The organism is Sporosarcina sp. (genome assembly GCF_029257255.1).
GTDB lineage: Bacteria > Bacillota > Bacilli > Bacillales_A > Planococcaceae > Sporosarcina.
The window spans coordinates 1-26,272 of record NZ_JARICI010000073.1 but is presented as its reverse complement, the minus strand read 5'-3'; the positions used below and the strand labels follow the sequence as shown (position 1 = coordinate 26,272).

Genomic DNA, 26,272 nt, shown 5'->3' with positions numbered 1-26,272 from the left:
TAATTTGTGCTTGCTCTTTTTATATTCATTGGAGGGGAATATCATACGAAATCGTCAATTTGAAATCGTGCTCTATTTACTGAAAGTGAAAAAAGCAACCCATAAAGAGTTAGCACGTACCTTTGAGGTGAGCCTTAAAACCATTCAGAGAGATATCGATAAACTGTCTATGATGGGGATACCAATAACTTGCAAACAGGGGAATCAAGGTGGGATATATATAGAGGAAAACTTCAAGTTATCAAAAAGCTTTTTGACAAAGGAAGACCTGCAAACGATTACCTTTGCGCTATCTATGTTTGATAGTATCTCAATAAAAAAACATAAAGATAGTGTGTTGAAAAAGTTGTCTCTTATTTCGCCTGAGTTGATTGACCTTTACGAGAACGATGCAGAAAATTATTTAGTAGTAGATCTTGTGGAAGAGAAAATTGATATGACAGAAAGCATATATGAGAAAATAAATCACTGTCTGGATGAAGAGCAACTTCTCGATATTTTAGTAAATGGAGAGCAGCTCGTTGTTGCGCCTATTAGTGATGTGTTGCGACCTGAAGGTTTACATTTATATGCTTTTGAGAAAGAATATCTATTAATTAAAATCTCAACAATTAGTCAAGCGGAGATCAAGGATGTGGAGTTTGAAAGAACCTTTATCCCTTATAAAGATAATATAAAGATAGCACTCAAATAAGACATTATATGACTTGTTTTGAGTGCTATTATGGTATTTTGGGGGGATAAATCATGAAAGATAATATATATGAAAGCCAATCAGTAAATAAATTAATTATGACATTCTCACTTCCGGCAATGTTCTCGTTAATAATAGAAACGATGACTTCGGTAGTGGATACATCCTTTGCGGGACATTTAGGTAGCCAAAGTGAAAGTGCATTGACTGCAATGGGATTACTATCACCACTTTTGGCTGTGTTTGTTGCACTCCAGACACTTTTTGCTATTTCTACAGCCATTATGATTTCCAAATATTTAGGTCGGAATGACATGTTGAAATTGAACAACTATTTCAAGAGCGGCTTTACCATGACGCTGGTTGTCAGCATAAGTACATCTCTGCTTGTCTACTTATTTATGAATCCCATATTATCAATGCTTGGTGCTGAAACGGAGGTATATACTCTTGCTCAGGATTATTTGAAAATTATTATTATCAGTAATGTATTTAGTGCGGTTGGTTACACTCTGACAAGTACTATCAGAGCATTCGGAAATCCAAAAGCTGAAGCCGTGATCATTGTTCTTTCTGTGATTATTAACATTGTATGTAATGCTATACTCACATTCGGCTTTCAGCTGGGTATGGTAGGTATTGCACTGGGAACTTTGATTAGTGAAGTTGTGTGTGCTTTCCTATCAGTTATGTACCTGGTGAAGAATAAAAACTGGTTTACATCGAATCGATTTCCATTTAAAGCGTTCGTTTATATGTCATATAAGATGTTTAAAATTGGATTTGCCCAAACGACGATTCAATTGCTGGCAGGAGTCACCGCATTTATCGTGAATTATCAGTTACTCACTGTAGGGGGCAATGCTCATATCGCGATGTGGAATATTGCCAATAAAATGTACATGCTCATGTTAATGCCAATCATCGGCATCACACAAGCTATTCAAACAATTATTGCTTATTTCAATGGAAAAGGCGATGAAGTGAAGAAGTTTATGGTTGTGAAGAAAACAGTGCAATATTGCTTCTTTTACGGTATCGGGATAACGGCGATTGTATTCTTGGCCGGAAAGTACATCCTTATTATATTTACAGGAGATCAAGCAATTATTGAATCGGTCATGTCCATTATCAAGGTTATTTTCATCACTTTCCCGATGCTGGGAATTACTTATACAATCATGACTTTACTGCAAGTTACAGGAAGTGAAATGAAAGCAGTAATCATTGGGATAACGAGACAAGTCGTTTCAGTCATCCCGTTAGTCGTAGTATTGCCGTATATTTTTGAGAACTATGATATATTTTCCATTAGTCCGGCATTTTCCATCTTCTTTGCAATCCCGCTGGCAGATATATTGACTCTGGCTATTGCTTTACTATTCTTTAGTAAAGCCAAAAAAACCTTATATACAGATAGCGGGAATTAAAAGGTCACTTGAGGTTTTCAAAAAGCAAAGTTTATTGGATTGCATTATCTCATAGTACCAAACACATTCTTTTTCTATATTAATGAATTATCGGTAATCTCGTTTAACAGAGCTAAACAAAAAAGAGCATTTGCGCGTATGGCAAATGCTCTTCATGAATTTTAGTCAATGGAAGTCAGGATAATCGGTTCGTCCTTCGTCACGACAATTGTATGCTCAATTTGTGCCACTAAGGATTTATCCGGCGTAACAAACGTCCAGCCATCATCCAGCTCGATGACATGTTCAGCTTTCTGTGAAATAAACGGCTCTACAGCAAGAACCATTCCTTCTTTCAAAAGTTCCTTGTCCCATGGATCATAGTAATTCAGAATGTGCTGCGGCTCTTCATGAAGCGACGTGCCGATCCCATGGCCTGTCAGATTTTTTATGACATGCAGACCGTTGTCTTTTGCTTCACGTTCCACTGCTTTACCGATCTGATTCAGGCTGGAGCCTGCTTTGACTTTTGCCAGCGCGCGTTCTAAAGAAGATTTGGCCACATCACACAGTTTTTGTTTATTGGCGTCAGGCGTACCGACTACAAATGAGATACCAGTATCAGCGAAATAGCCGCCGCATGAACCAGACACATCCACGTTGACGAGATCGCCGTCTTTAATAACATAGCTGCCGGGGATCCCGTGTGCTACCTGATGATTGACGCTGATGCACGTATAGCCCGGGAAGTCATATTGATCGATTGGAGCGGAAACTGCACCTTTTTCGGAAAATAAGCGTCCGGCTAGTTCATCAAGTTCTTTCGTCGTCACGCCCGGTGCTGCAGCTTCTTTCAACGTCTCGCGAATTTCTGCGACGATACGTCCGATCTTCCGTAACCCCTCTAACTGCTCATCACTTTTTATAATCATATTCACAAGTCCTTTCTTCCGTACAAATTATACAATTCATACTATATCATACTCTCCCAATGAACTTTTAGTGATTTGCACAAAAAGCTTTATCTTATCTTAATACCTTAATTCCTTGATAAACATTCCAAATTAATACCACAAGGAACAGCAGACTGTATAAAATAATGAAAACGAGTGGAGTTAGGCTCCAAAATATAAAGTTGTTGTCAGACGGTGCAACAACCTGTGGATCGAAAGAGAAAATAGAGAATGACATGACTACAAACCCTGCAATTAATAAAACCATCGGAATGATATGTGAAATAATGGATTTCTTTGCGTGTCGCTTGACGTCAAACTCATCTGTCGCAAAAAAGATAATAGCAGGCAGCAGAAGAGGAGCAAAAAAAATACTGAAATAACATAGAGAAGAGAGTAATTTTGAATTTGTCATAATGTAACCTCCAATTCAGTCCACTATAGCATGATAGTTCATACTATAACCTATACCCTTCTTTACTTAAAACATCACTTGAAATATTGTTCATAAAAAAGACTGTCTGTAAAAAGTCATGTTTTCATGACTCCCAGACAGCCCGCTTATAAACTTTTCAATTTAGAAAAACGTTTTCCCATGAATAAAATAAAAGCAATCACTGCCGAAAGAAATAAAGCTGCTGTAGAGACAAACAATTCATCCGTACCATTTTTAATCGCTATTCCGATGAAAGACCAAATGATGATCAAATTGAAAATCGAATCCCGATAATGATACATAAAGTGTAAAGCAATAGCGGTAGTCAGGCTCAAGAAGATGACAGTCCATAACGGATCACTGAGACCCCATCCTGTCCAGTCATGAAATTTGAAAGCATAGTATGTGTTCGCAATGACCGCAATGAAAATCCAGCCCATGTAGGCGGAGATTGGCAAGCGCTCCCGACTCAGATAATCCATTTTCGGATAACTAAAATAGAAAACCAATAAGCAGATCAGTAAAGTGATAACGCTGACGATCGCGCAGTAGTAAAAGCCATAGTGCCATAATAATAGCCATGCGATATTTAAAAAGCAGCTGAGACTAAAACAGATTGTCCGTAAAGTGACAATCGATGAAGAAAGACCAGCTGAAGTTTTAACAAATGAATATAACCAGCTCACCAGTAACAGATCAAGCACAATCCAGATGGAAAAGACATATTCTGCCGGCATGAACAAAACAGGTACTCGATTGGCGATTTCCCATGTAGTCAGCCCATTCAACGGAATCAAATTGGCAGCTATGTGTGTGCCGATCATGATGAGCAGCGAAAGTACCATAAATATTATTCTTAGCATGATAAAATCCTCCTGAACAATAGTATACAGAGAATATTGGATAATAAATGAGGAAAGTATGAATTTTCCTTTACAAATAAAAAAAGTATGGCATTCTGTTCACTGTAAACTTTCACTTTTTGATATAGTTGTCTTATAGAAGCGAAAGATACTATAATGAATACTAACAAATTCAGGAAAACAGCATGGATTCTCCATTTCATTCATAACCAGAATGAAATATACGATAAGAACAGAATGCTTGGAAAAGGATGAGGAGAATATGATTTTACTGGAAGGGGAGCAGTGTTACTTGCGGGTACTAACAGAAGATGATGCCTATCAGTTTACCCAGCTGCTTATTGCGAATAAAGATTATTGGACAGAATTTGAACCACGGCATGACAGCACGTATTACACTGTTGCTATGCAGAGAGATAAAATCCGAGAATCACTTTATCAAATGCGTGACCGAAGAGAATACAATTTTGGGATTTTTGATTCGAGGTCGAGTATGATTATCGGACAGATTTCTTTGTACAGTATTAAGCGGCTGCCGTTTTCCAGCGGGTTTGTCGGTTATTCCATCGATCAAAACCAGGCAGGCAGAGGAATTGGAACAGAAGCAGTGAGCTTGGTGAATGATTTTGCTTTTGAGAAAGCCAATCTGCATCGGGTGGAAGCTTATGTATCTCCCCGTAACGTCGGGTCTGTGAAAGTACTGGAAAAGGCAGGCTTTAAGAGAGAAGGCTTATTACGCCAGTTGTTGTTTATTAACGGTGTATGGGAAGATCACTATATGTACGCGATTTTAGAAGAAGATTATTGACAGGGCAAGACCGCATGGCGGAAATGGATAGCAAAAATTAAGAACCGGCTCTTCGAATAGAAGCCGGTTCTTAATTCGTATACAAATATTACTAAATTGCAATATTAAGTTAGCCACTTAGATAAATTTCAGTGTATGTATGGAAGGTGGACGTTATTCCTTCCCTTTAAAAGCTGTTTTTTCTTTGGTTTACTTTCTAAAAAATTACGCTAACTTCGCTAGCTCTTGTTCAAATAGAACGGCTGGCTGTTGGTAATCGAGAATCTTCCTCGGTAAATTACGGCTTGGAACGACAAACTGGCTAGCTTGGATGGTTTTGTATTTGTTGTAACGGAATACAATTATAGTATTTCAGGAGCGTTGAAAAATGCATTGGATTTTGCACGTGATGCGTGGAATAACAAAGCTGCGGGTATTGTAAGTTATGGTTCAACAGATGGGGCTCGAGCGGCAGAACATTTGCGAGGTATATGGGGAGAACTAATGATTGCAGATGTGCGTACTTATCCTACACTATCTCTTTTTACTGATTTTGAAAACGGATCGGTATTGAAGCCGCAAGATCTGCATTGGGATAATGTGGATTTGATGCTTGACCAAGTTATTGCCTGGAGTGGTGCGTTAAAAACACTCAGATAAAAAAATAGGGCTGTCCCAGAAATCATACAATCATGATTTTGGGATCAGCCCACTAACAGCCATTATACACTTTCAGCTGTTTCGTAACCATTTTCAATAACATCCAGCTTGCCGTTCGAAGGATCGATGACAAGTCCGTGGACGTTTACATCTGTTGGAATCAATGGGTGGTTCTTGATTGCATCGACACTCTTTTTGACGCTCTCTGTGACATCGCTGAAACCATGCAGCCATGCTTCCATATCGATACCTGAGTATTTAAGTGTTTTAAACATTTCGGGATTGATTCCACGGTCGACCATACTGCCGAGAATACGGTCTGTATCGATCGAGCTCATACCACAGTCATGGTGGCCGACTACATATACTTCATCTGCCTGCAGTTCGTAGACTGCTACCAGAATACTTCGCATAAGACCTCCGAATGGATGTGTAATAATGGCGCCTGCACTTTTAATGATTTTTGCGTCGCCATTCTTAAGATTCATTGCTTTAGGAAGCAATTCAATCAGTCTGGTGTCCATGCAAGTTAGGATGACAATCCGCTTATTTGGAAACTTGGTAGTAGCGAATTCTTCGTATTTCTTTTCTTCCACGAATGCTTGATTGTAATTCATAATTTCAGATAACGATGTCATTTCTATAACCCTCCTGGACTTTAATCTTATTTCACTCAATACATATATTACACCCGCTGCTACCTAATATTCCAGCCTGAAGCATCAAAATGTTCTGTCTACTGCAGTTGTATTCAATAGATTATAAAAGAACAGAGTCGCCGGGGAGGCAACTCTGTCCTGTAAAGCTATATCCATCTCAGACGGAATATAACAAATTAGTTTCTTGCTTCAGGTTTTGGATCAATGATTACTGAGTCAGATGAATCCAGTGCAGTCGCCAAGAAATGCATTGTAAACCATGACGCCAGCCCAAGTACTACTGTGTAACCGATAACTGTAGTGAACATTAAAGCCATCTGTGAGTCCCTCATTTCAATTTATGATATGTTCTATTACTTATTATACACCATATCCAAGTGAATTTTAAGAGTCTTAATCAAAGTTTGAATAAAATGTGACGGATTTTAGAATGCCCAATTACCCTTACGGAATACAGGTTCAACGTTTCCATCTGCTGTAATTCCATCAATATCCATGTCTTCTGAACCGATCATGAAGTCCACATGTGTCAGGCTTTGGTTCAAACCATTTTCCTGCAGCTGCTCAGAAGTCATCTCTTTCCCGCCGTCTAAATTAAAGGCATATGCACTGCCGATCGCCAAATGGTTAGAGGCGTTTTCATCGAACAGCGTATTATAAAATAAAATATTGGAGTTTGAGATAGGAGAGTCATTCGGCACTAACGCCACTTCACCTAAAAACTTAGCGCCTTCATCTGTATCGATCAGCTGCTTCAACATTTCTTCTCCCTGCTCCGCAGAAATATCAGTTACCGCACCGTCTGTAAATGTAATTTTAAATTTATCGATGATTGTCCCTGCATAGCTAAGGGGTTTTGTACTTGATACATAACCGTTCACACCATTCTTAAGCGGAGCTGTAAACACTTCTTCCGTTGGCATATTTGCCATAAATTCATGTCCTGCCTGATTGATGCTTCCTGCTCCGCACCATAGATGCTTTTCCGGTAATTCTATTGTTAAATCTGTCCCAGGAGCTGTATAATGGAGTTTGTGATAATGTTTTCCATTCAGGTAATCTACCTTTTTATGAAGGTTTTCATCATGCTTGAGCCACGCATCTACAGGATTGGGCAAATCCGCCCTCACAGCGCGCAAAATCGCGTCCCATAAAGCAGGAACCTGTTCATTAGAAGGTTTGTCAGGGAATACTTTAGCAGCCCATGTAGGTGAAGCGGCAGCAATGACAGTCCAACTGAATTTATCCGCCTGCATCGCTTGTCTGAACTTACTGAGCGCAGTGCTGGATGCCTTTTGATTATCTCGGATACGTTTGGACTCAATGCCATTTAATAAATCGGGATCCTGTGAGACGATAGACATAAAAGCAGCACCTTTTTCAGCAAGCTCTTCACGTTCCATCTTCTTCCAGGATGGGAAATCCGCAAATGAATCTTCCGGAGCTTTTTCGAAGCGTAGACGTGTGACAACATCATCTGTCCAGTCAACGAATACTTGACGTGCACCTGCTTCGTAAGCTTCTTCAACGATTAATCGGACTAATTGAGTAGTTTCTGTAGAAGCACTTATAAATAAATATTGGTTTGGCTGAATGTTGACACCTACTTTAACGGCTAGTTCAGCATAGTTGGAAAGTTGTGGTTGAAATTGTTCCATTGTAACATCTCCTTATTACTTAATAAGTCAATATTATCAAGGGCGGATCTCACTTCGCAATTATAAAGCAACAGAAAGAATTTAAACGGTCATAAAATCATCACGTTTTGCTCTGCATTTCTACTAAAGAACTACGGGAATTGACCGAAATAATAAGAAGAATGAAGTACTTGGAGGCTTTTAAAATGGATTTATCCACAGTGGTAGGACTAGTAGTAGGTTTAGTCGCACTTCTCGTCGGGATGACGCTTAAAGGGGTAACACCTGATGCACTAATCAACCCGGCAGCAATTTTGATCATCATTGGCGGAACTGTAGCGGCAGTAGTTATTGCTTTCCCAATGAATGAATTGAAGCGTGTACCTAAACTTTTCAAAATTATTTTCACTCAGCAAAAACTGACATCGGACGCTGATTTAATCCGTTTGTTCTCTTCGTGGGCAGATGTAGCACGCCGTGAAGGTTTATTAGCTTTAGAAGCTAAAACAGATGAAATTGAAGATCCGTTTTTAAAAAGTGGCTTAGGTCTAGCCATTGACGGCCAGAACGCAGATTATATACGTGATGTGTTAAGTGAGGAAGTGGAAGCGATGCAAGAACGACATTCTGTTGGCGCGTTGATCTTCTCACAGGCCGGTACTTATGCACCAACGCTAGGTGTTCTTGGAGCAGTTGTCGGACTTATTGCTGCCTTGAGCGATATGAATAATATGGATGCACTTGGTTACGCAATCTCGGCAGCATTTGTTGCCACTCTGCTAGGGATCTTTACGGGGTACGTACTTTGGCACCCATTCTCTAATAAGCTCGTTCGTAAGTCGAAGGAAGAAGTCAGGCAGAAGATTATGGTCATCGAAGGCATCCTATCCGTACTGGAAGGGGAAGCGCCTCGTGTGATTGAACAAAAACTCGCATCTTATCTTTCAGTAGAAGACCGGAAGAAGCTGGCTTCAGACGGCGGCGATGGCAAGGAGGCTGGTCAGGTTGTCGAAGAAACGTAAGAAAAAGAAACATGAAATCGAACATATCAATGAATCCTGGCTGCTGCCTTATGCTGACTTATTAACATTGCTGCTCGCGCTGTTCATCGTGCTATTTGCCAGCAGTTCTGTGGATGAAGGACGATTTCAGCAGATGTCGGCAGTGTTCAGTGAAATATTCGAAAGCGGCAGCGGCATCATGAGTGAATCCGCTCCAACAAATGTTCCGGTGCCGGACGATTCTGTAGGGGAACTGAATGAAAACTCATCGTATTTGGAAGATCAGCAGTCGCTGGGTGAAATGCAGGCGGACCTTGAGGAGTATATCGCAGTGAATGAGCTGGAAAGTCAATTTGATACCGAGCTCACGAGTGAAGGATTATTGCTGACAATCCGAGACAGCGTACTATTTAAATCGGGTGAAGCAGCGATTAGCCAGGAATATAAAAGTCTTGCTCATGATATATCCCAGCTCCTTACATTGGACAGGCCGCGTCAGGTTATTATTACCGGACACACCGATGATATTCCAATTCACAATGCGCAGTATTCATCAAACTGGAAACTGAGTGTCATGCGTGCGGTGAACTTTCTAGAAATTATCGTTCAAAGTAATGAAGTGGATCCTAATCTTTTCAGTGCAAAAGGATACGGTGAATTTAAACCAATCGTACCAAATGATACAATTGAAAACCGTAGTAAAAATCGAAGAGTAGAAGTACTCATTCAGCCGCTTGTCATGGAAGACGGGACCAGCATTGAACCGCAATAACGAAAAAAGACTCCCTTTAGGGAGTCTTTTTAATTGCGTAATGAACCAAGCTCTGCAGCAATTGCCTGCATTTCATTTGGTGTGATATTATCACGTTTCATGACCATTTCATACATATAGTACAAGTCTTCATATTGCTCTGTGCTGAAATTATCAGATTTCATCGCATCCACATTTACCATGCGAAGCTTTTCTTTGATTTTTTCAATCATGTAGGCAATATTTTCAGGTGATTTTGTAGATAAATCCATGACGGAACCGCCTTTCTATGCTATTAAATCTATCATTTCACGAAAGCAGGAAGCTGTCAACTAAACTGTAAAACGTTATTTTTTTGCTTCTTCCCGTTCTTCGTCGATCTTCTTCTTGAAACGTCTTGTCTCTAGCACAACTACTCCTGATAATCCAAGAAGTCCTATCAAGTTTGGAATTGCCATCAGACCGTTCAAAACATCTGCTAACAGCCATACCAGATCGAGTGAAGACGTTGCACCGACATAAATGAATAAAACGAATATTGCACGATATATAAGAACTGCTTTAGCATTCGGCACAAGATATTGGAAACACTTCTCGCCATAATAACTCCATCCTAAAATAGTAGAAGTAGCAAAGAATACGAGACCAATGGAGACGAGTATTGGTCCGATGTCTCCCAAGAATGAACCGAATGCTGCAGCGGTTAATGCGCCGGCATCAATCGATTTGTCCTGCCATTGATTACTCATAACAATTGTAACACCCGTAATGGAACAGATGATTAACGTGTCAAACAGAACTTGTGTCATTGACACGAGAGCTTGACGTCCAGGATAGTCTGTTTTTGCAGCTGCAGCCGCAATAGGAGCAGAACCAAGTCCGGCTTCATTGGAGAAGAGACCACGTGCAACACCGAAGCGGATGACCGTACCGATTGCACCGCCTGCTACTGCCTGCCCGGTAAATGCGTCAGAGAAAATAAGTCCAAATGCAGCCGGTACCTGCTCAATGTTAAGTACCATAACAATCGCCCCGGCAATGAAATAAAACAATGCCATAATGGGTACGAAAAATGCGGTTACACGTCCGATAGATTTGATCCCGCCGAGGATTACTAGCGCACCAAATGCAAGAAGAGCTACTCCTGTAATCCAATGGGGAACGCTGAAAGTACTTTTCATAACGTCCGCAACGGCTTTTGATTGTGTGCCGTTACCAATTCCGAATGCCGCAAGCGCACCGAAGATTGCGAACAATACACCCAGCCATTTTTGCTTGAGACCATGCTCCAGGTAATACATTGGTCCGCCGGCCATTAAGCCTTTTGAATCCTTGACACGATATTTTACTGCCAGGATCGCTTCACTGTATTTGGTTGCCATCCCGAAGAATCCAGCCAGCCACATCCAGAATATTGCACCCGGGCCCCCTGCAACTACTGCGGAAGCAACACCGACAATGTTACCGACCCCAACCGTTGCGGCCATGGCTGTCATTAGTGCCTGGAACTGTGAAATATCTCCGTCAGCTTTCTTTTCATGCTTTCGTGAAAATACTTGTTTTAATGAGTACGGTAATAAACGTAATTGAATAACTGTCAGTCGTATGGTAAGAAATATTCCGGTACCAATTAATAAGATCAGCAGCGGTGGTCCCCAAATTAAATTTGATGCAGCAGTTAAAAAATTCTCTATTCTCTCCATATTCTCGCCCCCAATACATGATTTTATCCAATCTTTACATCTTGTGCATCAGCTCCTTTCAAAGAAATACACTTGTTTCATGTTATTGTTAATAATCCGAAAAATAGACCACTGCGTCAAGCTTTTTTTAAAATAAGTGTCACTTTCGTTGTTTGGTAACTTGCAGTGTGGGTATAATGAAGTGAAAGGTCAACGCGATAAGGAGGCGAAATTCATGGGTTCTAGCAAGTTAGGAAGATTTATCTTAGGAGGCGCAATAATTGGCGCGGCCGTCAGTATGCTGGATCGTGCAACGAGACAATCTACAGCAACTTCAGCAAGAGTTTCTTATGAAAAAATTATGTATTACAAAGAAAATCCAGATTTAGTGAAAAATCAGTTCCAAGAAAAGAAAGACAAAGTTCAATCTCTTGTCGAGCAAGTGAAGGGTGATGTGGGATACATTAAAGCACAAGTGGATGAAATTAAAACATTGACTCCGCAGGTGAAAGAAATGTTTACCGACACGAAAGAGGCATTTAGCGAAGCAAAAACAGAGTATCAGCAGATTATCGACGAGGATTCAAATCAATCTTCTGCCGAAACTAACCAGGAGGACGGTTCATTACCGCCGATGGTTCAAAAAAAAAACGTAGTATCATTAGTGAAGTAATAAATAGTGAGTCAATAAATGAAAGGGGGACGCATGAAGTGAATCATCACAAAGCAGCCCCTTCTTCAAATTCTGAGGAAGTTTCTAGAACCGAAAAAGTAAAAGGATTTATTCATGACGTCAAGGACGGGAACGATGATGATTTTAATCCCACAACTACGAGCGGCTTCATCAAACAATTAATTATTCGATTGAAAGAATTGGATGTATCAGCTGCTGGCTCACAGTTGGCGTTCTTTTTCCTATTGTCATTATTCCCTCTACTAATCTTTCTTTTCACGCTTTTACCTTATTTGAATCTGGATCAAAGCCAGATATTCCTGTTCATTCGTGAGTACGCGCCAGAAAGCACAGCTTCGTTGATTGAAGGAACACTTTCCGAAGTGTTGGATAATCGCAGCGGCGGCTTGCTGTCAGTCGGTATCCTCGCGACAATCTGGTCTGCATCTAAAGGTATGAGTGCTGTTTCGAAAGGATTGAATCAAGCATATGAAGTAGAAGACGACCGTAATTTTTTCGTTTCAAAAGGACTTTCCATCGGCTTTACAATCATGCTGATCGCTACAGTTCTAGTAGCTTTGGTTCTGCCGATTTTCGGCCAGCCAATCGGTAAGTTCTTCTTCTCCTTCTTAGGATTGGAAGAATCATTCTTAACGGTTTGGAATTTTATTCGTTTTCTCATTCCGCCAGTAATGATTTTTGCTGTATTTTCATTGCTGTACTGGCTCGTTCCAGATACCAAGCTGCATTATAAAAGCATAATTCCAGGTTCCATTTTCGCGACGATCGGCTGGATACTTACTTCGCTGGCTTTCTCTTTCTATATTAGTAATTTTGGCAGCTATGCGAATACGTACGGCAGTATCGCGGGAATCATCATTTTAATTATGTGGCTCTATTTGTCAGCTATCATATTGCTGATTGGCGGCATTATTAATTCAGTCATGCAAGGGCGGTACGAAAAGAAGCAACAGGCAATAGTATAAAAAAGGCAAGAGCTGAATGATTCAGCTCTTGCCTTTTTCCTATTCAATTTTATTGAGCATTCGCAGTCCATTCAGTATGACGAGTATCGTACTGCCTTCGTGACCGATGACACCGAGCGGCAGATCAACCACCTGCATGAAGTTCGAGATAATGAGGATTGCTATAACTGCAATCGAGAAGAAGACATTCTGCTTGACGATGCGCTGCATTTTTCTTGAGAGCTTAATGGCATATGACAGGCGGTTCAAGTCGTTCTGCATCAGCACGACATCCGCTGTTTCTAAAGCGACATCTGTTCCTTCACCCATTGCAATGCCTGAAGTGGCGGTAGCGAGAGCGGGTGCATCATTAATGCCGTCGCCGACCATGCCGACTGTTTTATACTCGTGCAATAACTTCTTAAGATGAATAACCTTCTCTTCAGGCAGGCATTCCGCAACATAAGAGTCCACACCGACCTCTTCTGCAATGGCATGGGCAGTTTTTTCATTGTCTCCTGTCAGCATCACCGTGCGGATGCCAAGCGCCTGCAATGCCTTAATAGAGGATACGGCTTCTTTTCGCAGTGTATCTTTCAGTGCGGCCAGCGCGACAATACCCTGTTCATCTTTCATAAAAATGACCGTTTTACCTTCATTGGCAAGTGATGTTGCGATGCCGTCTTGAAATGTCTCCACTAGGTCGACGCCGACAAATTTAGGATTCCCGATATGGATAAGACCATGATCTGTTTCGGCTTTGATCCCGTAGCCCGGGACGTCTTCAATTTGAAGATTTCGCTCAGGTAAGACCTGCTGCTGATCGGCATACTGAATGATTGCTTTAGCCAGCGGGTGATTCGACATAGACTCGACACCTGCGAATAAAGCGAGTGCTTCATTTGAATCAGTTCCTTCTCTGACAATGAAATCCATGACAATCGGTTTGCCTGTTGTTAACGTACCAGTTTTATCAAATGCAAAAGCGTTCAGCGAGCTCAAATGCTCCAGGTGAACGCCGCCTTTAAACAGCACACCGCGTCGGGCACCGTTCGAAACAGCTGCAAGTGTCGCAGGCATAATCGCAGCCATCAGTGCACAGGGGGAAGCGACTACCAGCAATACGATGGCACGATAGAATGTTGTCGTCCAGTCCCAACCGAAAACAAAGTGGGGGAGGACCATCATGATTAAAACCGCAGTCAGTACAATTTTTACATAGGATCCTTCAAAGCGTTCAATAAATTGCTGCGAAGGAGATTTTTCGCTTTGTGCATTCTGGACCATTGCAATAATCTTTTGAAATAATGTTTCAGAACTTGGCTTTGTCATCGTCATTCGGATGGCTCCGCTGAGGTTCACTGTTCCTGCAAACAGTTCATCGTTTTCTTGCTTCGTCACAGGAATCGATTCACCGTTAATTGCCGACATATCTATCGATGTAATCCCGCTTACGACTTGACCGTCAACCGGAATGCGTTCACCCGGTTTCACCAGTAATACCGCTCCAATTGACAAGGAAGAGGTCGAGACTTTGTGCTCGTTGCCATCTTCACCAATCAACCATGCTTCTTCAGGCTGCATCTCCATTAATGAAGAAATTTCTTTATGGCTTTTATTGAGCGTGTAGGTTTCCAGTGCACCACTGATTGCAAAAATAAAGATCAATATGGCACCTTCAGCCCAATAGCCGATAATCCCGGAACCGATTGCCGCAAATATCATCAGCATCTCAACATTCAGCTCTTTATTTTTAATGGTTTCTTCGATACCCTCCTTCGCTTTGGCATACCCGCCAATTAAAAATGCGATGATGTATAGTGTGATAGCAAATGATTCTGTGCCATTTTTACTCAAAATCCATGCAGCTAATATGAAAATACCTGAAACAATAGCAGCAATTAATTCAAAGCGGGCTGACCAGTCAATTTTCTGTTCGGGCTGTTCTTTTGTGTGTGTTGTCATTTGAACTCCTCCTAATTGATAATGAATTTCAATTTCAAATGAATAATTAAAGCAGTAAAGTCGACTCTACAGTAGTAGAATCGACTTTTTGGACCTCAAAATAGAATGATTATGAAATTGTAATTGTTATTAATTATAGTATAGCACTAATTTAAAAGGAGTGTTACTGAATTGACCGGAAAACTCAAAAAAAGCAGCGAATGAAATTTCATTCGCTACCGGCTGATTAATTGAAGACTTTTTCTTTGTATTGAGATAGTTTTTCCAATGATGATTTATCGATATCTGCATGAAGACTGTTGCCGTGAGAATCCATTGTGACAACGGCTGTGAAATCTTCCACACGCAAATGCCAAAGTGCTTCGGGAATACCGAACTCCAGCAAGTCGACACCTTCAACTTCTTTAATGCAGTCTGCATAATACTGAGCAGCACCGCCAATTGCGTTCAAGTACACACCTCCGTGTTCCTGAAGCGCAGCTAACGTGTTAGGACCCATGCCGCCTTTTCCGACAACCGCACGGATACCAAATTTCTTCATGATATCACCTTGATACGGTTCTTCACGAATCGAAGTAGTAGGCCCTGCTGCTTTGATTTCGTATTTACCTTCTTCATTTTTCAATACAACCGGGCCGCAATGATAAATAACTTGGCCGTTCAAATCTACAGGTGCATCATTTTCCGATAAATGCTTATGAATCGCATCCCGTCCAGTGTACATACGTCCGGAGATTTTCACTACGTCGCCGACACGAAGATCGCGGATTTCTTCTTCTGAAATAGGAGCTTGCAGTTTCACTACACGTGCAGTCGATTTTGTTTCTTCTGCTGGCTGTTCAAATGCAATTTTCTCGCCTTCATTATAATGCCAGTCTGTAATTTCGCCAGTCTCCGCATTAATATCCACTGCCATACGGCGATAAGCCCAGCAATTATACGCTACAGAAACATAGAAACTTGCAGGGATACGGTGCATGACGCCAACTTTACAGCCAAGCAATGTCGCTTCGCCGCCGAAGCCCATCGTACCAATTCCAAGTGTGTTCGCTTTTTCCAGAATATACTCTTCCAGTTTAGCAAGCTCAGGGTTAGGATTAACATCTGTTACATCGCGGAATAGCTGTTCTTTTGCCAAATCATAGCCGGAAGAACGGTCGCCGCCGATTCCCACTCCAATGAAACCAGCTGAACAACCCTGTCCCTGCGCCTGATAAACGGAGTGAAGTACACACTTGCGGATACCGTCTAAATCGCGTCCAGCACGTCCAAGACCTTCTAATTCAGTTGGCAGACTGTATTGGATATTCTTGTTTTCACAGCCGCCGCCTTTAAGAATCAATTTCACTTCGATATGGTCTTCTTCCCATTGTTCAAACTTCACAACAGGGAGACCGATTCCCAAGTTATTGCCACTATTATCACCAGTCAATGAATCAACTGCGTTTGGGCGAAGTTTTCCGTCCTTTGTAGCAAGTTCAATTGCACGTACGATTGCCGCCTTGATCTCTAATTGATTGACGCCGACTGGTGTTTTAATTTTGAAAGTAGGAAGTCCTGTATCCTGACAGATAGGAGAGAGCTTATCGTCCGCCATATTAATATTCTTGGCAATCGTGTCTAAACTCATGGCTGAGCTCGTTCCTTTGTTCTCTTTTTCTTTAGCAGCCAGAATCGCACGTCTAACATCCTTAGGTAAGTTCGTAGATGTTTCACAAATCAGATTATACATACTTTTTTCGATATTCTCTATGTACATCTCAAATCCCCCGATATATATATATGTTATTTTTTATAACTGTCCATCTGTTCTTCCAGCTCATCCAAAAGCATGATCAGCCGGTCTATTTCTTGGAGGTCAGTTTTTTCCGGTTCCATAGCTTCGAGTGTTTCTAGGAATTGATTGAACCGGTTTTTTAGTTCGACGACTTGGTCTTTGTTCTGTGACGTGTCCATACATCCACCTCTTTCCATCATTGATATCGTATATGAAAAATCAATCTTTTTCAATCTGATTTTCTGCTTGAGATTCATGTTTGTGCGGGTCAATGTCCGACTTTCCCGACGGAAGCCTTCTTGACGCGGCTAGCATGCCAGAGAAACTTTTCGAATGATCATAGTAAAAGTTCAAGCGCTCATAGCCCGGCCGCCGCCGCTCATACACTCCTGCCGTGTGATCATTTGGCTCGTCTACGTGATCATTACGCACCCCGCCGTGCTCATTGGACCGGCTAGCGCGCTCATAGCCTGGAACCGCAGTTAATTTCGACGGTAGATGAGAGGATTCAGAAAATACTTGTAGCCTAAGCCCGAGCAAAATATTTAAATAAATGAATTAAAAGGGTTTACAACTAACAGAATAGATGGTATAGTCAGAATAATTAAAAGAAAAGGAGGTCGTAGTTATAGAAACGAATCGAATCCTAGATACGTAAACACGAAGGAGGGGATCCGTAACTGTCCAATTGAGGTTAGGAATTGGATAACTACGAATACACACATGCAAATTGAAGAAGAACCAAATAATTAGAGACCTTGTCTGTTGGAGAAACAATACAGACAAGGTCTCTTTTTTATTGAGTCATCGAATTTTTGCTTTCATACTCTTCAACCAGCTGATCCAGCGTGTGGAATTTATAACCTTGTTTCTTTGCGTCCCGGATGAAATCGGGAAGAGCCTGCGAGTTATCAGGAGAAACCGTATGCATCAGAATCAAAGCGCCAGGATGCAGCTGCTTCATTAATTCGTTATAGGCATAGTCTTTGCCTTTAGGCTGATCCCTGTGCCAATCAATGAATGCAACCGACCAGAAAATATGACGGTAGCCGAGGTCGTTTCCTACTTGAAGCAATTTAGCATTAAATACGCCTTCAGGCGGGCGGGCGTAGACTGTACGCTTTATGCCTGTAACAGCATATAGTGCTTCGTCAAGTTTTTTCCATTCTTCTTTCATTTGCTGCTCGGATAAATTAGCCATATTCGGATGATCATAGGAATGGTTGCCGATTCCGTGGCCGTCTTTCACCATGCGCTTCACTAAATCGCTGGCGCTTTTTACATAATGGCCTGTTATGAAGAAGGTGGCGGGGGTCTTCTCTTTCTTTAAAGTATCCAGAATACTCTCGGTGTAGCCGTTTTCGTAGCCGTTATCAAAGGTCAAATAGACAATCTTCTCTTCGCCTTGACCTTTATAAATTGCTCCATGATCATCCAGTAGCTTATCGAGTTCAGAACCTGCAGAAGGCGGAACCCCGTCCGTCGATTTCTTGAATCCCCAATGAAATTCCTCTGCTTTTACCGCGTACGGATTGACCAGAATCCCTACGATGAGCAAGATGGAGCCTAATAAAATTCCTGAAATATGTTTAGCCATACATCACAACTCCTTTTTATAAAGCATGTGCTGTACGGCTTTTAATATGTATGAATGTTAAAATGACCGGAGATGCGATGATGGCATCTCCTGAATCGAATGAGCTCTACAACAAATTTTTTAAGGCGGGTTCTAATGAAGGATATTGGAATGTAAAGCCGTTTTGTAACAGCTTTGTAGGCAGCACATGCTGCCCTTCCAATACGACGATGCTTTTTTCACCCAATGCCAGTTCCATTGCGAAACTTGGAACTGGAAACCAATGTGGTCTGCCGAGCACTTTCGCTATCGTCTTACCGAATGCATTCATATGCATAGGACTTGGCGCTACAACGTTTACAGGACCTTTTACTGCATTATTTTCCAATGAAAAGATAATGGCATTTGCGACGTCATCCACATGGACCCATGAAAACCACTGATTACCTGAACCAATTTTTCCGCCAGCGAATAATTGATAAGGCAACTTGATCAGCGGAAGCGCACCGCCTTTTTTGCCTAAGACAATACCGAATCGAGTGAACACCGTTCGTACACCTAAATCGCCAGCATGTTCAGCTAGATTTTCCCAGTCATATACAGTCTTTGCAAGAAAGTTTTCGCCGACGGCTGTAGATGAATCTGTATATTCCGCAGTGAGTGACGGCGGATAAATCCCGATTGCGCTGGCATTGACCAGAACACTTGGTTTTTCAGGCAATGTCCGTACGATTCGCAAAACCTCTTGTGTAGCTGTAATCCGACTATCACGGATCGCTTTTTTACGCTCAGATGTCCAGCGACCTTCATCGATCGATACACCCGCTAAATTCACAATTGCATCCAAATGGCCGATTTCATTCTCAGGTGCTGCATGATCTGTCAGCCACTGGACGTATTGAATGCCGTCATGCTCAGACGAAGGTTTGCGTGTTAGAATAATTACATCATGGCCATTTTGTTGAAGTTTGGCAGTTAGTATGCTGCCGATAAATCCTGTTCCTCCTGTTATTGCCACTTTCATAATAGTTACCCTCCAATCTCTGAGAAATTAATACACTATTACTGACCAACTTCTAAAGAAGCGGTATACTGATACAAAGTAGGTGATGAAGAAGTGCCGCTTATTACCAAAATATCACAACAAAAAAGAGATAGCGAACGTTATAATATTTTCGTCGATGAACAGTACGCATTTAGTGTCCATGAATCCGTTTTAGTGAAATTTGAGCTCACGAAGGGCATGGAATTGGACGACTGGGCATCCGATGAAATTGTCTATGCCGATCAAATTGAAAAAGCCTTTAACCGTGCGCTGCATTTTTTATCTTTCCGCATGCGCAGTGAAATGGAAGTCAAAAAGAAACTTCTCGAAAAGGAGTATGGAGAGGCCGTGGTCCTCGAAGCAATCGTGAAACTGAAACGATTGGGCTTTTTGAATGATGAAGCCTTTTCGGAAGCGCTCGTTCGAACAGAAAAGAACAGCTCTCTTAAAGGACCAAGAGCTATTCAGCAGTCTCTCTATAAGAAAGGTATACCCAAAGAACTGCAAAATCAAGCATTGGAGGAGTATACGATGGAAGATCAAATGGCAAATGCGATGAAGCTTGCTGAGAAAACGATGCGTTCAAACTCTCAGCAGCCGCCTGCGCAAGTTAAGCAAAAAATACAGAACACACTGGCAAGGAAAGGTTTTTCCTATCAGCAGATTTCGGAAGTGTTGAGCAATTTGACCATTGAACGCGATGAAGATGAATGGACTGATATTACGGAAACCTTTGGCGAAAAAGCCTGGAGACGCTACCAAAGCAAATATTCGGGTTCAGATTTACGGCAGCGCGTAAAGCAATCGATGTATCAAAAAGGAATACCGCTTGCGCAAATTGATTTATTTATTGAAAAGAAAAGGAATGAAGAAGATGGCTACTGAAAAACATTACAGTGAAATGAATGAAAATGAACTGCGCAGCGAAATTGGCGTACTTATGGAGAAAGCGCGAAAAGCGGAGCAGATGGGCATGATCAGTGAATATGCAGTGCATCAGCGCAAAGCCGTATTGGTTCAGTCTTATCTGGTAGATCCGGCAACTATCAAGCCGGGAGAGATATATCGTATTGAAGGCGACGACGGTGTGTTTTTCCAGGTTGATTACTTAAAAGGTTTATTCGCCTGGGGTTATCGCTTAGGCGGAGAGAAAGCAATCGAAGCCTTACCGCTTGCTATGCTTAAAGACGTAAAGAGCGGAAAATAAGAATACAGAACGGGGCTGTCCAGAAAGTCAGGTTCATCTGACTTTTAGGATGGTTCTTATTTTTAGGACCAGTAGATAAAGGGATTGGTGCGGTGAGCTGTCAGTTTGGAGCGTTTAGAGATTGGATTGGTGCGGTAAATCTGTATAAATGTGCGCTCCCAGCATACTTTGGTTCGCTCCTGATTCTTTTTGGTTCGGATCCTACCTTCTTTGGTGCGGTTACTTGGCTAATCGCGAGCTGTTTTATTAAAAAAAGCTGCCTTGAAAGTAATGTTATCTTTCAAGACAGCCTCATTCTTTAATTGTTTGGTGCAAAGTTCAGTTTTTTGCGCAATTTGTCTTCCGAGAAAATCCAACCGGTATAGGAATTTACTACTTCGAGATTTTCATCTACATGTGCAACAGCGACGAAGGGATAGTAGCCTTTACTGCGGTAGCGCAAGTCAATCAGACGGACCTCACACAGATCTCCCACATACGAAACTGACCAGCGATAAAGAGGCGAAAAGGAGACAAACGCCTGCATATTTGGATCCTCCAAAGCTACCGAGATCTCTTTTGAAACAGGCATCGGTTCACGCTTGAAACGATCGTATATCGTGATTGAACGACCATAAGCCCGTCCTACATAGTGATCAACCTCTGTTGTGGCGGCTATGCGCCACTGGAAAAAGTTCATTGTCGGTGCAATGAAGATATCTGTAGCGCCCGGCACAGTTTTTTTGACTGCGCGTTTGACTGCGCCTTTGACTGCGAAGCGAAGTAAATAATAGAAAAAGATCACAATATATAATGTAAACATTGTCACGACAGGATCAGTTCCAAAAAACCACGCTAAAATTGCCATTACATGAAGACCAAAAATAATCGGATCGAATGTGTTGATGACGCCGATCGCAACCCATCGTTGTGAAAATGGCCTAAGCGCTTGCGTCCCGTATGAATTAAAGATATCCACAAATACATGAATGAATACCGCAAAAAATGTCCATGCCCAAACATGCAGAAACACAGCTCCCGGCACTATGAATGTTAGCAGAATAGATATCAGCAGAGGCCACAGCATCACGGCGGGAATAGAATGTGTAATTCCTCTGTGATTGCGTAAATAAACCGCGTTATTTCGAAGTTTCAATACAGTATCGATATCGGGAATTAGTGAACCAACCATGATACCGGCAAAAACTGCCCCCATTGTAGAAGGATCATTTGCGACCGTATAATCGGCAAGTGCCAGTCCGCTAATGGCAACACCCATGGCAATATGTGTACCTGTATCCAAGTCATCACTCCTTTTTTTGCAGAAGGTGTCGAGATTTGTCTAAAATTTTCTAAACTTAATAGTAATTATATACCCTTTTTCACGAGAACTAAAAGCATAAGAATAGAATAGTGAGGTAACTATGCAAATAATTGAACAAAAGAAGGCATTCCAGCAGGCATTGCTTTCATGGTATCAAGCCGAAAAAAGAGATCTGCCATGGAGAAGAACAAGTAATCCGTATTATATTTGGGTATCTGAAGTCATGCTACAGCAAACGCGTGTAGAGACAGTCATTCCCTATTATGAGCGTTTTATCGAAAAATTTCCGACAATGGAGGATCTGTCGAATGCCGAAGAAGAAGAGATTCTTAAAATGTGGGAAGGACTCGGCTATTATTCACGCGTGCGGAATCTGCAGTCAGGCGTACGGGAAGTAGTGGAGACGTATGGCGGCACAGTGCCTAATAACCGCAAAGAGATATCTTCTTTAAAAGGTGTCGGACCTTATACTGCGGGTGCAATTCTGAGTATTGCATACGGAGTGCCGGAACACGCAGTGGATGGCAATGTCATGCGCGTATTATCGCGAATTTTATTGATTGAAGAAGATATTGCACTTCCACGAAATAAGAAACTATTCGAGCAGGCTGTGATGGAACTGATTTCAGAAGAAGATCCATCCTCCTTCAACCAGGCGCTGATGGAACTGGGTGCAACGATCTGTACGCCGAATCCTCACTGCTTATTATGTCCGGTTCGTGATTTTTGTAACGCTTTTGAGCAAGGAAAACAGCAGCAGCTGCCAATTAAGAGTAAAAAGCAAAAAATGAAGCATCTTAAACTTGGTGCATTTGCAATTCAAAATGAAGAAGGCAATTGGCTAATGCAAAAAAGACCGGGGAAAGGTCTGCTTGCAGGTCTATGGGAATTTCCTATGATCGACCTGGAGGACGTTGCAGCAGCAGAGGCATTTGAAAAACAAAGCGGCATCAAACTGAAGAATGTTACTAAAACGACGGAGTTTGCGCATGTCTTCTCTCACATTACGTGGGAAATAGATGCGTACCGTGCACAAACGGCTGAAACGCTGACCAGTGAAGAGTTAACATTTTTCAGTAAAGAAGAAATTGATTCTCTTCCGAAGCCTAAACCTGTCTTGAAAATCATCGAAAGCCTTGATTGGTAAAAACTACTTGTATTTTAATGCATAAATAGAAGTGCAGTGGACATCATAAGGGGTACGGAGGTGAATAATCCATGCCTAAGCAACCAAAAGGTAACGCTCAGTACGATCCATCTAAAACAGATACGAATCAAGTGCGCCAGCAGAATGCGCAGTCTGCTATGCAGCAGCCAATGAACGAAGAGTATGCATCTGAAACGGACGTGAACCAGGTCCGTCAGCAAAATGCGCAATCTGCTGGACAAATGCAGTCCGCTTCCTCTTCTATGCAGTCATCCATGAATGAGGAATATGCATCTGAAACAGATGTGAACCATGTAAAAGAGCAGAACCGTCAAGCAGAAGCTAACAAGCAAAACGCTTCGGGTGCACGTGCGAACCAATATAAGGGTTCAAAGTAAGTATGGACATCGCCGACCGGTAGAAATGGCTAACATAAGCCATTTCTACCGGTTTTTTTATACATAAAAACATTCTTGGGTCCCATAGAAATGAAGCAAATACGAAATAGATGGTTGAATCGTTTTAAATTTGGGAAAGCAGTTGGTATAATGAACAGATAGCAAGGGCAGCGGCAGAGGGCTCAAAGGTGGTAGAAAAAATGGCAATCCCAAAAGAAGGAGAAAAGATCCAGATTCACAGTTACAAACATAATGGTAAGATCCACCGAGTGTGGCAGGAAACAACTGTATTAAAAGGTACCCGTAACATCATCATTGGGGGAAATGAACGCACCCTTGTGACTGAATCAGACGGGCGAACTTGGCTAACGCGCGAGCCATCTATTTGTTATTTTCATGCGGAAAACTGGTTTAATATCATCTGCATGCTGCGGGAAGACGGCGTTTACTATTATGTTAATATGAGTTCACCGTTTGTGTTTGATGAAAAGTCTTTGAAATACATTGATTATGACTTAGACGTAAAAGTATTCCCGGATATGAGTTATTTGATTTTGGACGAAGATGAATATGCCGATCATAAGCGCCAAATGAACTATCCGGAAGTCATCGATCAGATTCTACAAGAAAATTTAACACAACTCCTGGGCTGGATCAAACAGCGGAAAGGTCCGTTTGCACCTGATTTTATTGATGTCTGGACTTCCCGATATGAGTTTTATAAACAGCTTCAGGAAGAGTAAAGAACAACCTGCTTGCCTTTGTGCGAGTCAGGTTTTTTTGGTAGGAGGAACAATATGGGCGAAAGTATTAAACGCTATCTTCAATTCGTAAAGCCTTATAACTGGCAGATTATCTTTACGGTTTTCATCGGAGTTATAAAATTTGCGATTCCATTATTTTTACCGTTATTGATGAAAATCGTCATTGACGACATTATCGGTTCGCCGACAATGACCGATCCGGATAAAACCAAGTATTTATTTTATTGGCTTGGCGGCACAACGGTATTATTCTTTTTAATTCGGCCACCTGTGGAATATTACCGCCAATACTATGCGCAGCTTGTCAGTAATAAAATTCTGTTTGATATCCGTCAATCTTTATATGGACACCTGCAGAAATTGAGTTTGCGGTTCTATTCGAATACACGGGCAGGTGAAGTCATTTCAAGAGTGATCAATGACGTTGAGCAGACTAAGAACTTCGTCATGATCGGCTTAATGAACGTTTGGCTGGACTTGGCAACAATCATCATTGCAATAAGTATCATGCTGACCTTGGATGTAAAGCTGACATTGGTTACACTGCTGGCGTTTCCATTCTACGCATTCAGTGTAAAGCACTTCTTTGGAAAGCTTCGCGAATTGACACGCAAACGTTCCCAGGCACTTGCCGATGTGCAGAGTTATCTGCATGAACGAGTGGCGGGTGTCAGTGTGATTAAAAGTTTTGCGATCGAGGATAAAGAGCAGGAACGCTTTGATGAAGTGAATAATAAATTTCTCGACAGCGCCATAGAGCACACGAGATGGAATGCGAAGGCGTTCGCGGTTGTTAATACCATCACAGACGTTGCACCATTGCTAGTCATTGGTTATGCGGGTTATCAAGTGATCAATGGCCCGTTGTCCGTCGGAACCATGGTTGCATTTATCGCATTCATTGAACGTTTGTATTCACCGCTTCGCAGACTGGTTAATTCATCTACATCACTGACACAGTCATTTGCGTCAATGGACCGTGTTCTTGAGTTGATGAATGAAAAGTACGATGTAGAAGATAAAAAAGATGCGAAAGATTTACCTGCAATCGATGGAGAAATTCAGTTTGATCAAGTTACTTTCGCTTATGAGGAAGAGGAAGTACTGAGGAATATCAGCCTAACAATCCGTCCGGGAGAAACAGCAGCCCTTGTCGGAATGAGCGGGGGAGGGAAGTCGACGATTATCAGTTTGATTCCGCGTTTTTACGATGTCACTTCCGGCGCCATCCGCATTGACGGCAAGGATATCCGTGATGTGGCGGTTAAATCGGTACGCGATCAGATCGGCATGGTACTGCAGGATTCGATTCTGTTCAGTGATTCTGTCAAAAGTAATATTCTAATGGGCAAGCCTGACGCCACAGATGAAGAAGTCATTGAGGCTGCAAAAGCTGCGAATGCACATGAATTCATTGAAACGCTGTCGGAAGGATATGATACACGTGTCGGTGAACGGGGCGTGAAATTATCAGGTGGACAAAAACAGCGTATCGCGATTGCACGGGTATTTTTAAAAAATCCGGCATTGCTGATTTTGGATGAAGCAACATCCGCTCTTGACTTGGAAAGTGAAGCGCTAATCCAGGATTCCCTTGAACGTTTAGCGCACGAGCGGACAACATTGATCGTCGCGCACCGTTTGTCGACTATTACACATGCTGACTGTATTTATGTGATAGACCACGGCGAATTAAAAGAATCAGGAACACACCAGGAATTGATGAGACAGAACGGGACATATGCTGGACTGTTTAACCGTCAGGAACTTGGCGCATAAGAAAAAAACGTCGATGTGATGTGCACCCCAAAAGTTAGAGTTATAAAATCTAACTTTTGGGGTGTTTTATTGTGGCTAAGTATAGTAATGAATTTAAGATGATGATTATTCATGAATATCTCGATGGGAAATCAGGATATA

The 26,272-nt window shown here is 41.7% G+C and carries 28 protein-coding genes and 1 pseudogene; 14 read left to right on the top strand and 15 right to left on the bottom strand.

What is annotated here, in order from left to right; translation table 11 throughout:
• Window positions 1-4: 4 nt before the first annotated feature.
• Together Q1J64_RS13950 and Q1J64_RS13945 are read left to right on the top strand one after the other, a co-directional pair.
• Entirely contained in the window at window positions 5-694 is a 690-nt protein-coding gene (locus Q1J64_RS13950) for a helix-turn-helix transcriptional regulator (RefSeq protein WP_301109701.1), read from the top strand.
• Between the two features lie 53 nt (window positions 695-747).
• Window positions 748-2,124 (top strand): MATE family efflux transporter, encoded by a 1,377-nt coding sequence (locus tag Q1J64_RS13945; protein WP_301109700.1) that lies wholly within the window; start codon window positions 748-750, stop codon window positions 2,122-2,124.
• Window positions 2,125-2,285: 161 nt separating this feature from the next.
• On the opposite strand, the gene map is transcribed toward Q1J64_RS13945, so the two are convergent.
• The 3 genes from map to Q1J64_RS13930 all read right to left on the bottom strand — a co-directional run bounded on the left by map (window position 2,286) and on the right by Q1J64_RS13930 (window position 4,355).
• The gene (map, locus tag Q1J64_RS13940) at window positions 2,286-3,035 is read right to left on the bottom strand and encodes a type I methionyl aminopeptidase (RefSeq protein WP_301109699.1); all 750 of its coding nucleotides are present in this window, start codon (window positions 3,033-3,035) and stop codon (window positions 2,286-2,288) included.
• Between the two features lie 94 nt (window positions 3,036-3,129).
• Window positions 3,130-3,471, bottom strand: a complete 342-nt coding sequence (locus Q1J64_RS13935) for a magnetosome magnetite crystal formation protein family (protein WP_301109698.1) — start codon at window positions 3,469-3,471, stop codon at window positions 3,130-3,132.
• 146 nt (window positions 3,472-3,617) lie between these two features.
• Window positions 3,618-4,355 (bottom strand): TspO-related membrane protein, encoded by a 738-nt coding sequence (locus Q1J64_RS13930; RefSeq protein WP_301109697.1) that lies wholly within the window; start codon window positions 4,353-4,355, stop codon window positions 3,618-3,620.
• A gap of 262 nt (window positions 4,356-4,617) precedes the next feature.
• On the opposite strand from Q1J64_RS13930, the gene Q1J64_RS13925 reads away from it, so the two are divergent.
• Together Q1J64_RS13925 and Q1J64_RS13920 are read left to right on the top strand one after the other, a co-directional pair.
• Window positions 4,618-5,163 carry a GNAT family N-acetyltransferase gene (locus Q1J64_RS13925; RefSeq protein WP_301109696.1) on the top strand — a complete coding sequence of 182 codons (546 nt, stop codon included), beginning with the start codon at window positions 4,618-4,620 and terminating at the stop codon, window positions 5,161-5,163.
• Between the two features lie 276 nt (window positions 5,164-5,439).
• A pseudogene (locus Q1J64_RS13920) lies at window positions 5,440-5,802 on the top strand (NADPH-dependent FMN reductase); the annotation flags it as partial.
• A 62-nt stretch (window positions 5,803-5,864) separates the two neighbouring features.
• Here Q1J64_RS13920 and Q1J64_RS13915 read toward each other — a convergent pair.
• The 3 genes from Q1J64_RS13915 to Q1J64_RS13905 all read right to left on the bottom strand — a co-directional run bounded on the left by Q1J64_RS13915 (window position 5,865) and on the right by Q1J64_RS13905 (window position 8,119).
• On the bottom strand, window positions 5,865-6,440 hold the full coding sequence (locus Q1J64_RS13915; protein WP_301109695.1) for a beta-class carbonic anhydrase: 576 nt from the start codon (window positions 6,438-6,440) through the stop codon (window positions 5,865-5,867).
• Between the two features lie 197 nt (window positions 6,441-6,637).
• Window positions 6,638-6,778, bottom strand: a complete 141-nt coding sequence (locus Q1J64_RS13910) for a hypothetical protein (RefSeq protein ID WP_301109694.1) — start codon at window positions 6,776-6,778, stop codon at window positions 6,638-6,640.
• Window positions 6,779-6,886: 108 nt separating this feature from the next.
• Complete coding sequence (locus tag Q1J64_RS13905; protein WP_301109693.1) at window positions 6,887-8,119, bottom strand: aminopeptidase; 1,233 nt, start codon at window positions 8,117-8,119, stop codon at window positions 6,887-6,889.
• Window positions 8,120-8,304: 185 nt separating this feature from the next.
• On the opposite strand from Q1J64_RS13905, the gene motA reads away from it, so the two are divergent.
• On the top strand, window positions 8,305-9,120 hold the full coding sequence (gene motA, locus Q1J64_RS13900) for a flagellar motor stator protein MotA (RefSeq protein WP_301109692.1): 816 nt from the start codon (window positions 8,305-8,307) through the stop codon (window positions 9,118-9,120).
• A complete protein-coding gene (motB, locus tag Q1J64_RS13895) occupies window positions 9,104-9,871 on the top strand; it encodes a flagellar motor protein MotB (RefSeq protein ID WP_301109691.1) in 768 nt (255 codons plus the stop codon). Before motA ends, motB begins: the two co-directional genes overlap by 17 nt.
• A 29-nt stretch (window positions 9,872-9,900) precedes the next feature.
• Here the strand turns inward: motB and Q1J64_RS13890 are convergent, their stop codons facing one another.
• Window positions 9,901-10,122 (bottom strand): DUF1128 domain-containing protein, encoded by a 222-nt coding sequence (locus Q1J64_RS13890; protein WP_301109690.1) that lies wholly within the window; start codon window positions 10,120-10,122, stop codon window positions 9,901-9,903.
• Between the two features lie 75 nt (window positions 10,123-10,197).
• Window positions 10,198-11,553 (bottom strand): alanine/glycine:cation symporter family protein, encoded by a 1,356-nt coding sequence (locus Q1J64_RS13885; RefSeq protein WP_301109689.1) that lies wholly within the window; start codon window positions 11,551-11,553, stop codon window positions 10,198-10,200.
• Between the two features lie 214 nt (window positions 11,554-11,767).
• Here Q1J64_RS13885 and Q1J64_RS13880 point away from each other — a divergent pair, with 214 nt between their 5' ends.
• On the top strand, window positions 11,768-12,205 hold the full coding sequence (locus Q1J64_RS13880) for a YtxH domain-containing protein (protein ID WP_301109688.1): 438 nt from the start codon (window positions 11,768-11,770) through the stop codon (window positions 12,203-12,205).
• A gap of 38 nt (window positions 12,206-12,243) precedes the next feature.
• The gene (locus Q1J64_RS13875; protein WP_301109687.1) at window positions 12,244-13,191 is read left to right on the top strand and encodes a YihY/virulence factor BrkB family protein; all 948 of its coding nucleotides are present in this window, start codon (window positions 12,244-12,246) and stop codon (window positions 13,189-13,191) included.
• A 39-nt stretch (window positions 13,192-13,230) separates the two neighbouring features.
• Here Q1J64_RS13875 and Q1J64_RS13870 read toward each other — a convergent pair whose 3' ends face one another.
• The 6 genes from Q1J64_RS13870 to Q1J64_RS13845 form a co-directional block, all read right to left on the bottom strand.
• Window positions 13,231-15,135 (bottom strand): heavy metal translocating P-type ATPase, encoded by a 1,905-nt coding sequence (locus Q1J64_RS13870; protein WP_301109686.1) that lies wholly within the window; start codon window positions 15,133-15,135, stop codon window positions 13,231-13,233.
• A 226-nt stretch (window positions 15,136-15,361) separates the two neighbouring features.
• Entirely contained in the window at window positions 15,362-16,894 is a 1,533-nt protein-coding gene (locus Q1J64_RS13865; RefSeq protein WP_301109684.1) for a fumarate hydratase, read from the bottom strand.
• A gap of 26 nt (window positions 16,895-16,920) precedes the next feature.
• The gene (locus Q1J64_RS13860) at window positions 16,921-17,091 is read right to left on the bottom strand and encodes an SE1561 family protein (protein WP_301109683.1); all 171 of its coding nucleotides are present in this window, start codon (window positions 17,089-17,091) and stop codon (window positions 16,921-16,923) included.
• 40 nt (window positions 17,092-17,131) lie between these two features.
• On the bottom strand, window positions 17,132-17,344 hold the full coding sequence (locus Q1J64_RS13855) for a hypothetical protein (protein ID WP_301109682.1): 213 nt from the start codon (window positions 17,342-17,344) through the stop codon (window positions 17,132-17,134).
• 364 nt (window positions 17,345-17,708) lie between these two features.
• On the bottom strand, window positions 17,709-18,509 hold the full coding sequence (gene pdaA / locus Q1J64_RS13850) for a delta-lactam-biosynthetic de-N-acetylase (protein WP_301109681.1): 801 nt from the start codon (window positions 18,507-18,509) through the stop codon (window positions 17,709-17,711).
• A gap of 106 nt (window positions 18,510-18,615) precedes the next feature.
• Window positions 18,616-19,512, bottom strand: coding sequence for a TIGR01777 family oxidoreductase (locus Q1J64_RS13845; protein ID WP_301109680.1), 897 nt, complete (start codon window positions 19,510-19,512; stop codon window positions 18,616-18,618).
• Window positions 19,513-19,605: 93 nt separating this feature from the next.
• On the opposite strand from Q1J64_RS13845, the gene recX reads away from it, so the two are divergent.
• Window positions 19,606-20,418, top strand: a complete 813-nt coding sequence (gene recX / locus Q1J64_RS13840) for a recombination regulator RecX (RefSeq protein ID WP_301109679.1) — start codon at window positions 19,606-19,608, stop codon at window positions 20,416-20,418.
• Window positions 20,408-20,740, top strand: a complete 333-nt coding sequence (locus Q1J64_RS13835; RefSeq protein ID WP_301109678.1) for a YfhH family protein — start codon at window positions 20,408-20,410, stop codon at window positions 20,738-20,740. Before recX ends, Q1J64_RS13835 begins: the two co-directional genes overlap by 11 nt.
• Before the next feature lie 298 nt (window positions 20,741-21,038).
• Here Q1J64_RS13835 and Q1J64_RS13830 read toward each other — a convergent pair whose 3' ends face one another.
• A complete protein-coding gene (locus tag Q1J64_RS13830) occupies window positions 21,039-22,022 on the bottom strand; it encodes a metal-dependent hydrolase (protein WP_301109677.1) in 984 nt (327 codons plus the stop codon).
• Between the two features lie 121 nt (window positions 22,023-22,143).
• Here Q1J64_RS13830 and mutY point away from each other — a divergent pair, with 121 nt between their 5' ends.
• From mutY to Q1J64_RS13810, 4 genes are all read left to right on the top strand, one after another.
• Window positions 22,144-23,190: an A/G-specific adenine glycosylase gene (gene mutY, locus Q1J64_RS13825; RefSeq protein ID WP_301109676.1), complete on the top strand. Its 1,047-nt coding sequence runs from the start codon at window positions 22,144-22,146 to the stop codon at window positions 23,188-23,190.
• A gap of 71 nt (window positions 23,191-23,261) precedes the next feature.
• A complete protein-coding gene (locus Q1J64_RS13820) occupies window positions 23,262-23,588 on the top strand; it encodes a gamma-type small acid-soluble spore protein (protein ID WP_301109675.1) in 327 nt (108 codons plus the stop codon).
• A 200-nt stretch (window positions 23,589-23,788) separates the two neighbouring features.
• Window positions 23,789-24,331, top strand: a complete 543-nt coding sequence (gene ntdP / locus Q1J64_RS13815) for a nucleoside tri-diphosphate phosphatase (RefSeq protein ID WP_301109674.1) — start codon at window positions 23,789-23,791, stop codon at window positions 24,329-24,331.
• Between the two features lie 54 nt (window positions 24,332-24,385).
• Complete coding sequence (locus Q1J64_RS13810; RefSeq protein ID WP_301109673.1) at window positions 24,386-26,131, top strand: ABC transporter ATP-binding protein; 1,746 nt, start codon at window positions 24,386-24,388, stop codon at window positions 26,129-26,131.
• Window positions 26,132-26,272 lie beyond the last annotated feature (141 nt).